A 10,502-nucleotide genomic window follows, 5' to 3' on the forward strand; every position below is an offset into this window, starting at 1 on the left:
TTTTTAGTTATTCGTTCTCTGTATTTTCTTCATTTGGACGGCGACGGTGCATATAACGAGGTGCCGGTGCCTGCTTTGGACGTCCGTCATCGGTAGATGGGCGTGAAGGGCGGTTCTCACGAGAGAAGTTTTTCTTATCATTTTCTTTACGTTCTGTCCGGAACCCAGGTTTTCTATCTCCTTTGTATTCCACTCTTTCTGCACGTTTTCGTGGACGTGCTTCGTTTCCTTCCCGCTTGGGCTTAAATTCTTTGTCACTGTTTTCGCTGCGGAAAGTCTTGTATTTTCCGTCGAAAATCTGATATTTACGGAATTGACATTCCAGAGAGCCATTGAATAAAGGAACTTTAACCGATGGTTTCAAACCGATTTGATCAAAACACTCGTCACGATAACTCAATATCCAGGCATCATTTCCACAGAAGGCATGTTTCAAGCGTTCGCCAATCATCTGATATAATCCCAGCAAGTCGTCCGATGAAATTCGTTCTCCATAGGGTGGATTGGTTATGATAATACTCTTTTCCTTAGGCTGTTCAAACTGCTGGAACGGCTGTATTTTCAGAATAACATCTTTGCTAACTCCGGCTGCTTTCACATTATGGGTAGCAATTTCGTTTGCTTTTGGATTATTATCATATCCGTAAATCTTATGCTTAAAGTCACGTTCATTCGAGTCATCATTATAAATTGAGTCGAACAAATCCTGATCGAAATCTCGCCATTTTTCGAATCCAAATTCTTTGCGGAATACACCTGGGGCGATGTTACGTGCAATCAGTGCTGCTTCAATAGGAATTGTTCCAGAACCACACATCGGATCAATTAAGTCACATTCACCTCTCCATCCTGTCATCAGAATCATACCTGCTGCCAATACCTCATTCAGTGGGGCTTCTACTTGTTCCTGGCGATATCCACGGCGGTGTAACGATTCTCCAGAGCTGTCGAGTGAAAGTGTACAACGGTCTTCTGCAACGTGAATGTTGATGGCCAAATCCGGATTGCTAATGCGAACAGACGGACGATTGCCTGTTTTTTCACGGAAATAATCGACTATAGCATCCTTCACTTTGTAGGCAACAAATTTTGAATGGCGGAAATCATTCGAGAATACTACGGCATCGACAGCAAAACTGCTCATATTATCTAAGTAATCTTCCCAGGCAATACTTTTGACAGCGTCGTATACTTCATCGGCTGTTTTTGCTGTAAAATGCTTGATCGGTTTCAGGATGCGGATAGCTGTGCGTAGACAAAAGTTAGCACGATACATCATTGCTTTGTCACCTGTGAAGGAAACCATACGGCGTCCGATTTCGATGTTTCCGGCTCCCAGTTCGGTGAGTTCTTGTGCCAGTACTTCTTCCAGTCCCTGGAAGGTTTTGGCGATAAGCTCGAATTCTTGATTCATTTTAATTAAATTACGTAATTTCAATTATTTGTGCAAAAATATGAATTTTCAGTCAGTCAGTCAACTGTTTGACAAGGTTTAAAATACTTTTTCTGACAAGCCTGTTATTTTCTTTTTTAGTTTATGGCATTTTATATTGAAAAAATCTTTTAGAATGTTTTTCTTCGAGTGAAGTTGGTTTTGATATTTTAGTAATCAGAAGAAAAAAATGTATCTTTGTCGAAACATGATTATTAGCCGAAAGTAATGCAAATGAAGAATCTGATAGTCGGAATAAGTACTTTGTAAGTTTTGGCAAATAAGAATATACGGAATATTAAAAATTTAGAGCATGAGAATACGTACTTTATGTTTGGTATTGGGTATATTGTTGTCGGTTGCAGTGGTGAAAGCCGACGAGGAAAGTTTGTGGCAGCTGGAAGCTGTTGATATTCATGCGCCGTATGCTCCGGCTCCGATGGCCAATGGAAGTATTGGTATTTTGCCCCAGAAGGAGCCTTTTAAAGTAGAGCACGTTATGCTGAATCATGTTTTTGATGCAGCTGCTCCTCATGTGGTGAGTCGAGTGATGAGAGGAATTAACCCCTTCTGTTTATCGGTAAAAATAGATGGAGAAGCGGTTGATACGTCGAACATATCCAGTTGGCATCAGATAATAGATATGCGCCGTGCCATACATCGTACCGACTTGTCTGCATTGAACAAGGCAAATATTTCTTATGAATTATGTGCATTACGTAATTTGCCATATGCTGGTTTGATTCATGTAAGGATTCAGGCTCGTAAAAATATGATGCTCGAAGTCCGTTCTGCGATGGATATTCCTGATGATTATGCCAAATCTGCAGTCCGTTATCGAGAGATGGAGGCTGAGGGGCATCCTATGTACATGCTCGAATCGGATGCAACTTCCCGTTGGGGTTATCGTCGGGTGGCTGCTACTTCTTCTTTCCTTTTCGAAGGTAACCTAATAAAACCAATATATGATGAGGCAACTCATGAACTTTATTTTTCACTTTCGGTTAAAGAAGGAGAAACATTTTGTTTTTCTTTGATTGGAAGTGTTTGCTCTTCTCGTGATTTCCTTGATCCTTTTAATGAAGCGGAGCGTCAGGTAATTTATGCGATACACGAAGGTCGGGAAGCTTTAATGCAGGCCCATTATCGTTTGTGGAATGAACTGTGGCAAAGCGATGTGCGTATAGAAGGTGATGATAATGCACAGCGTATTGTTCGTTTTGCCTTATTCAATTTGTATGCTTCGTGTCGTGCTGGAAGTAGGTTGAGCATACCACCGATGGGGCTTTCGTTACAGGGATATAATGGACATATTTTTTGGGATACAGAGTTGTGGATGTATCCTCCTATGCTTTTATTGAATCAGGATATAGCCCGGTCTATGCTCGATTATCGGTTCGATCGCCTCCCTGCTGCTCGTAAGAAAGCACTATCTTATGGTTATCGGGGAGCTATGTTTCCATGGGAAAGCGATGATTCTGGTGAAGAGGCAACTCCAACTTTTGCTTTAACCGGACCGTTTGAACATCATATTACAGCTGATATAGGAATTGCCTGTTGGAATTATTATTGCATAACTCATGACATGCATTGGTTGCAACGTGAAGGTTATCCGCTGCTTAAAGAGATAGCTGATTTTTGGGTAAGCCGTTCTTCTTATAATCCCGATGGCTCGTATTCTATTCACAACGTAACAGGGGCCGATGAATATGCAAATGGGGTGACTGATAATGCCTTTACAAATGGTGCAGCTTCACTTGCTTTACAGTACGCTTGTCGTGCTGCTGAAGTTTGTGGTGAGAAAATTCCTGAAGCGTGGCGGAAAGTTGGAGAAAATATCCGCATTTTACAGTTTGAAAATGGTGTAACTCGTGAACATGCTACTTATAAAGGAGAGATGATAAAGCAAGCCGATGCCAATTTGTTGGCTTATCCATTAGGTTTGATAACAGATGAAAAGCGGCAGAAACAAGATTTGGAATATTACGCTGAGCGTATAGACCAGAAAGACGGTCCTGCCATGTCGTATTCTGTTTATTGTGTTCAGTATGCTCGTATGGGAGAAGCTGGCAAGGCTTATGAAATGTTCCGCCGTTGTTATGAACCAAATTTGAGAGCACCTTTTGGAGTTATTTCGGAAACTCCGACAAGTAACAATCCTTATTTTATGACTGGAGCAGGAGGTTTACTGCAGGCTGTGCTGAATGGTTTCTGTGGATTGCAGATTACAGATAATGGCATCGTGCAGCTCCCTTCAGTACTTCCTCCTCATTGGAAGCGGATAGTAGTTACTGGAGTAGGTCCCGATAAACAAACTTATATCAGAGAAAGGTAAGATATGCACGAGATAGAAAAGGCGTTTATTGAAAAGCTGCGTAAAGGTGATGAGAAGAGGAAAATTTCCTATGAAGGATTTTGAATTTATTTTCTCGATGTTTTTGATAGATGATAACTCCTCATTTTTAATTCTTGATATAGAATAAAGTTACAACAACGAGGGACGGTATATTCCTTTGATTATTGGTATTAAAAAAGCCTTTGAATAAAAAATAAGAAAAACTCATAGATGAACTTATTGGTATTGCTCTTAAAATACACTTTTGTTAATTGCTTAATCAATAACAGTTATAGGTAAAATGAGTTTTAATTCTTATTTTTGAATTAAATAAATAACGTTTGTATGAATAAGATTAATCAGTTTCTTGTAGCGTGTTCATTGTGTGCTTTTCCTGTTATAGGACAGGCTCAGCAGGACACTTCCTATTTTGTAAAGCATTTACAGTTTTCTGGAAATGAAAGCATAGATCAGAAAGTAGCGATGGCAGCCCGTCTGGTTCCTTCTCCGCAACAGTTATCCTGGCAGCAAATGGAGTTGACAGCCTTTCTGCATTTTGGAATTAATACATTTACCGGTCGTGAATGGGGAGATGGTACGGAAGATCCTTCTTTGTTCAATCCGACAGAACTGGATGCTGACCAATGGGTACGCACCTTGAAAGAGTGTGGCTTCAAGATGGTACTTCTTACAGCCAAGCATCACGACGGCTTCTGCCTGTGGCCAACCAAGACGACTTCTCATTCGGTTGCTTCTTCTCCGTGGAAGAACGGCAAGGGTGACGTGGTACGTGAACTTCGTGATGCATGTACCAAGTATGGCATGAAATTCGGTGTATACCTGTCTCCTTGGGATCGTAATGCTTCCTGCTACGGTAATTCTCCTGAATACAATAAGTTCTTTATCGAACAGCTTACAGAGTTGCTGACCAATTACGGTGAGGTGCATGAGGTGTGGTTCGACGGTGCAAACGGTGAAGGCCCGAACGGAAAGAAGCAGGTGTACGACTGGGATGCCTTTTATAAGACGATCCAGCGTTTGCAGCCTAAGGCTGTGATGGCGATAATGGGTGATGATGTACGTTGGGTTGGCAATGAGAAAGGTATCGGTCGTGAAACAGAATGGAGCGCAACGGTTCTTACTCCGGGTATCTATGCTCGTAGTAACGCAAATAACGAGCGGTTGAATATCACTCAGCAGGCGAAGGATTTGGGCAGTCGTAATATACTGAAGGATGCAACGGAACTTTTCTGGTATCCATCGGAAGTGGATGTATCGATTCGTCCGGGGTGGTTTTGGCATGAAGAGGAAAATGCAAAGGTGAAGAGCCTGAAAGAACTGTCGGATATTTATTTTCAGTCAGTAGGCTATAATTCGGTCCTTTTGCTGAATATACCTCCCGACCGCCGGGGTTTGCTGAACGAAGCAGATGTAGCCCGTTTAAAGGAATTTGCAGCTTACCGCCGTCAGGTCTTTTCGGATGATAAGATTCAGAACGGTAATGTTTCGTGGACTGCTTGTGCGGGTGAATCCCGTTCCTATGCTGTTCGTCCGGAGAGTCGGCTGAACGTGGTTCAAGTTCAGGAAGATATCTCGAAAGGTCAGCGTGTGGAGAAGTTTACGGTTGAGGCTTACCATGACGGTCGCTGGCAGTCATTGGGTGAAGGTACGACCATCGGTTATAAGCGTATGCTTCGTTTTCCGGAGCTGACGGCTGATTCCATCTGTGTCCACATTGATTCGTGTCGTCTTTGTGCGAATATATCGAATGTTTCAGCTTATTATGCTCCAACTCTTGCGAGCCAGTCTTCGGCTGCTGACTGGAATACTCTTCCACGCAGTACGTGGAGCCAGCTGTCCTCTTCTCCTCTTGTAGTAGACTTGGGCAAGCCGGTCCGTCTGAAGGCTTTCACCTACGCTCCTTTGAACGGAGAGGCAAAACCGACGATGGCTTATCATTACCAGTTCTCTGTCAGTGAGGACGGAAAGGAGTGGAAGGTATTGGTATCGGATGGTGAGTTCAGCAACATCATGCATAACCCGTTGCCCCAGACCGTGGCTCTTCCGTCAGTAACGATAGTTCGTTATGTGAAGCTGGAGGCCACAACTCCGGATGATGCTCCTGCTGTCATGGCAATGGAGGAGCTTGGAGTAACTGTGGTGCCGGACGAAAAGTAATATATAAATTGAATAGGGAGATTGCGTTAAGTTTACCATTAGGTAGTGACGTCCCCAATGTCACATTATAAAATGTAAATATAAAATAGCTCTATCATTTTCCAAAAGAATTTGATAGAGCTATTTTTCAATGAGGAGTTTAAATGAAGAGATTCTTATCCTTGGAATTTATCTTGATATTATTGTAAATTCGATTCTTTTTTATTCCCTTCGCTGTACAATACGTGCTCCGGCCGGTACACTTTCCGTTACCCAAATATTACCACCGATTGTTGCGCCTTTGCCGATAGTGATACGTCCTAAAATGGTCGCATTAGAATATACGATGACGTCATCTTCCAGAATCGGATGGCGGGCGATACCCTTTATCGGATTTCCATTCTCATCAAGTGGAAAGCTCTTGGCTCCCAATGTTACTCCTTGATAGAGCTTTACATTATTACCGATGATACATGTAGCTCCGATTACCACACCTGTACCATGATCGATTGTAAAATGGTGTCCGATTTGTGCTCCCGGGTGAATATCAATTCCTGTTTCCGAATGAGCCATTTCAGTAATAATACGAGGAATGAGAGGAACATTCAGCATATACAGTTCATGAGCTATGCGGTAATTGGTAATTGCACGAATAATAGGATAGCAACAGATGATTTCTCCAAAGCAAGTGGCTGCCGGATCTCCGTAATACGCCGCTTCTACATCGGTAGCAAGAATACGCCTTATTTCGGGAAGTTTGCTGATGAAACGAGCTGCGATAGAGGCTGCTGTATCTCGGTCGGGAATTTTTTTTATTGTATCTTCCGAAGGATTATTTTCCAGTCCGAAACACAATCCTGCCTGAATCTGTTCGGTCAGTAAACTAAATAGTTCTTCTACATTGACTCCAATATGGTAATTGATCGTTCTTCGATGAACAGTGGAGTTTCCAAAATAGCCGGGAAATAGAATTTCACGAGCTAATTCTACAATACGGCGGAGTGATTTTCCTGACGGCAATGGATCACCATCTTTGTATTGGTGGAACAAACCTTCGTATGAACGATTGTCGGATAGTTCGCTTACTGCCTGCGTCAGGGTATGTGTGTAATCGGATAGACTCATAATACTTTATTTTAGCTTGAAAAACAAAGTTAGTTATTTTCAATAAGTAAGATAAGAGAGGAGAGTGTTTTCCTCTTCCTATATGGATTATAATTGTATTTTTGCAAAAAAATACAGATAATATGGTAGTGAATAAGAAAAATCCTTTTGCTTGGAAAGCGAAGCAGTCAGGAAAGAAAAAAACGAGTGGTAAACGTGTTGGCAAATCAAAACCTGAAAAAGCAAATAATCAGCTGAACAGGAGAGTAAAGTAATCATTCCTCTTTTTCATTTAGTCGAGCAAATGATTCCACCTCCCAAAACTACGTCATCCCGATAAAAAGCGGCAGCTTGTCCGGCTGCGATGGCGGCCAGTGGTTCATGCAACCTGACGTGCAGGCGTCCGTCGGAAGTTGGAGCAACTGTACAGCGGTTGGCTTGTTTACGGTAACGTATTTTTACGATGATTTGCTCTGTTGTTTCGAATAAAGCAGCAGGATTTGTTACATGCCAATCGGTGAGATACATTTCTGTTTGTTCCAGTGAACTGAGTGTATCGCTGATTATAATGCTATTTGTTTGTGGAATAATTTCTTTAACAAATAGGGCTTTGTTCAGATAAATACCTAATCCTCTGCGCTGTCCGATGGTGTAGAAAGGATAACCTTCATGTTTTCCCATATAATTTCCGGATTCATCGTAGAAATTTCCGGGACTGATAAATGTTGCTTCTACATGTTTCTTGAGGAAGGTCCGATAATCCATAGGACAAAAACACACTCCCAGACTGTCACGTTTGTGAGCGGCTTTCAGGTGTCCTCGTTCGGCAGCAATTTCACGTACTTTACTTTTAGTTAATGCTCCCATAGGTAACAACATGCGTTCCAGAATGTCCTGTGGTAGTCCCCACAAAAAGAATGACTGATCTTTGTCGCTATCGGCCCCGGTAGTAATGTGCCAGTATCCGTCAATATTCCGCTTCTGTACGTAATGGCCAGTAGCATAATGATAAATGCCTCTTTCATCGGCAAGTTGTTTCAGCAATGGCCATTTCAGGTAATTGTTACAAAGTGTACAGGGTACAGGAGTACGTCCAGCCATGTATTCATTGATAAAGTAGGAAATAATTTGTTGGCGGAATTTCTCCCGTACATCATAGGCTATGTGGGGAATATGTAACCGTTCACATAATTCACGGGCGTCGTCCAGATATTCTGTATTGTTATCTTTTTCATAAAAACGGAAGGTTACGCCGGTTACTTCGTATCCGGCCTCTTGCAGAAGCAACGCAGCGACCGAACTGTCTGTTCCTCCGCTCATACCTAACAGAACTTTCTTGTTTTCTTGCATATTATTTTACGTATGGGCATAAAAAAAGGAGTACCGCTGTACTCCAACCTTTGTTAACCTTAAATCTAATACTATGAAAAACACGATGCAAAGGTACGGACTTTTGGAAAACCTGCAAATATTACGACTAAAAAACTATGTTTTATAACATGATTTAAGAATTTGCCTCGTTGTTCTATGTTTGTTAACTAAAAGTGTCGCTTCTTTTTTTGACAAATGTATGTCATTTTTTATTGGAGCTAAGCCACACTGGCAGCTTGTTTGAGAAAAAAAAGACCCTCTGTTTCCTTATTATTTCTTTTTTCTGTATTTTTGTGACTTAACTAAAAGAGATAATTATGGAAAATAAGCTGACTATTTATAATACGCTTACCCGTCGCAAGGAACTGTTTGTTCCGTTGCATGCTCCTCATGTAGGCATGTATGTGTGCGGGCCTACTGTTTATGGTGATGCCCATTTGGGACATGCTCGCCCGGCTATTACATTCGATATTCTTTTCCGTTACCTTACACATCTGGGGTATAAGGTACGTTATGTACGAAATATTACCGATGTAGGACATTTGGAACATGATGCTGACGATGGTGAAGATAAAATTGCAAAGAAAGCCCGTCTGGAACAATTGGAGCCGATGGAAGTTGTTCAGTATTACCTGAACCGCTATCATAAGGCTATGGAAGCATTGAACGTGCTTCCTCCCAGCATTGAGCCGCATGCATCGGGACATATCATCGAACAGATTCAGTTGGTAAAGGAAATTTTGAAGAACGGATATGCTTACGAAAGCCAGGGGTCTGTTTATTTTGATGTGGCAAAATATAACAAAGATCATCATTACGGGAAGCTCTCCGGACGTAATCTGGATGATGTTATCAATACAACCCGTGAACTGGACGGACAGCAGGAAAAACATAATCCTGCCGATTTTGCTCTTTGGAAATGTGCACAGCCGGAACATATCATGCGTTGGCCTTCACCGTGGAGCGACGGTTTTCCGGGCTGGCATTGCGAATGTACTGCGATGGGACGCAAATATCTGGGTGAAACGTTCGATATTCACGGAGGTGGCATGGACTTGATTTTCCCACATCATGAATGTGAAATTGCCCAGAGTGTAGCTTCACAGGGACATGACATGGTACGTTACTGGATGCATAACAACATGATTACCATCAACGGCCAGAAGATGGGTAAGTCACTGGGTAACTTCATTACGCTCGATGAGTTCTTTACCGGATCGAACAAACTTCTTGCTCAGGCTTATTCACCGATGACGATTCGTTTCTTTATTCTTCAGGCACATTACCGTAGTACAGCTGACTTCAGCAATGAGGCTCTTCAGGCTGCTGAAAAAGGCTTGGAACGTCTGATGGAAGGAGTTAAGAATCTGGAACGTATTACTCCTTCGAAGACGACTACAGGCATTGAACCGGCCGGATTGCGCGAAAAATGCTATGAAGCTATGAACGATGACCTGAATACACCGATTGTAATTTCTCATTTGTTCGATGCGATTCGTATGATTAATACCGTAATCGATAAGAAAGCAACTATCAGTGCTGATGATCTTGCTGAATTGAAGAGTGTATTCCATACATTTGTATTCGATATTCTTGGCTTGAAGGCTGAGGCTGAAAACAATGCTGCACGTGAAGAAGCGTTTGGCAAAGTGGTAGATATGTTGCTTGAACAGCGTATGCAGGCAAAGGCTAATAAAGACTGGGCAACCAGTGACAAGATTCGTGATACATTGGCTGCTTTGGGATTTGAAGTCAAAGATACAAAAGATGGATTTACCTGGAAGCTGAATAAATAAAGGTTCATATTTTTCTTAATAGATAAATTAGGTAAGTAAACGCGGATTTGTGCAGATATAATTGCATGAATCCGCGTTTGTTTGTATTACCACATCGATTATAATAAATTTGGTTGCTTTTTTGCTCTTCACGCCCTTCACATATGTACATAAATGGAGATAATCAGGTTTATTAATAAAATATTTTATAATGGCCTATTTACATAATAAATACCTGAGTTCGGGATAAGTTTAGAATAAGGCCAGTTGTTTTGAGTCCTCAATATAGTATCCTTGCAATGCATCCGGTTTGTTTTCAAAGAAACAA

7 protein-coding genes are annotated in these 10,502 nt (G+C 41.7%); 4 read left to right on the top strand and 3 right to left on the bottom strand.

Going from position 1 to position 10,502, the window contains the following annotated elements; all coding sequences use genetic code 11:
- Positions 1–7: 7 nt before the first annotated feature.
- Positions 8–1,414 (bottom strand): THUMP domain-containing class I SAM-dependent RNA methyltransferase, encoded by a 1,407-nt coding sequence (locus ACZM60_RS06480; RefSeq protein WP_021970516.1) that lies wholly within the window; start codon positions 1,412–1,414, stop codon positions 8–10.
- Between the two features lie 331 nt (positions 1,415–1,745).
- Between ACZM60_RS06480 and ACZM60_RS06485 the strand changes: the two genes are divergently transcribed.
- A complete protein-coding gene (locus tag ACZM60_RS06485) occupies positions 1,746–3,767 on the top strand; it encodes a kojibiose hydrolase (protein WP_489521085.1) in 2,022 nt (673 codons plus the stop codon).
- Positions 3,768–4,112: 345 nt separating this feature from the next.
- Positions 4,113–5,945 carry an alpha-L-fucosidase gene (locus tag ACZM60_RS06490; protein WP_489521086.1) on the top strand — a complete coding sequence of 611 codons (1,833 nt, stop codon included), beginning with the start codon at positions 4,113–4,115 and terminating at the stop codon, positions 5,943–5,945.
- Positions 5,946–6,146: 201 nt separating this feature from the next.
- On the opposite strand, the gene ACZM60_RS06495 is transcribed toward ACZM60_RS06490, so the two are convergent.
- Positions 6,147–7,049 (bottom strand): serine O-acetyltransferase, encoded by a 903-nt coding sequence (locus tag ACZM60_RS06495; RefSeq protein ID WP_021969885.1) that lies wholly within the window; start codon positions 7,047–7,049, stop codon positions 6,147–6,149.
- A 122-nt stretch (positions 7,050–7,171) separates the two neighbouring features.
- Between ACZM60_RS06495 and ACZM60_RS06500 the strand changes: the two genes are divergently transcribed.
- Positions 7,172–7,303 (top strand): hypothetical protein, encoded by a 132-nt coding sequence (locus tag ACZM60_RS06500; protein ID WP_021969886.1) that lies wholly within the window; start codon positions 7,172–7,174, stop codon positions 7,301–7,303.
- 13 nt (positions 7,304–7,316) lie between these two features.
- Here the strand turns inward: ACZM60_RS06500 and mnmA are convergent, their stop codons facing one another.
- Positions 7,317–8,378: a tRNA 2-thiouridine(34) synthase MnmA gene (gene mnmA, locus ACZM60_RS06505; protein WP_021969887.1), complete on the bottom strand. Its 1,062-nt coding sequence runs from the start codon at positions 8,376–8,378 to the stop codon at positions 7,317–7,319.
- 338 nt (positions 8,379–8,716) lie between these two features.
- Here mnmA and cysS point away from each other — a divergent pair, with 338 nt between their 5' ends.
- Complete coding sequence (gene cysS / locus ACZM60_RS06510) at positions 8,717–10,195, top strand: cysteine--tRNA ligase (RefSeq protein WP_489521087.1); 1,479 nt, start codon at positions 8,717–8,719, stop codon at positions 10,193–10,195.
- Positions 10,196–10,502 lie beyond the last annotated feature (307 nt).

The organism is Phocaeicola sp., assembly GCF_057861905.1.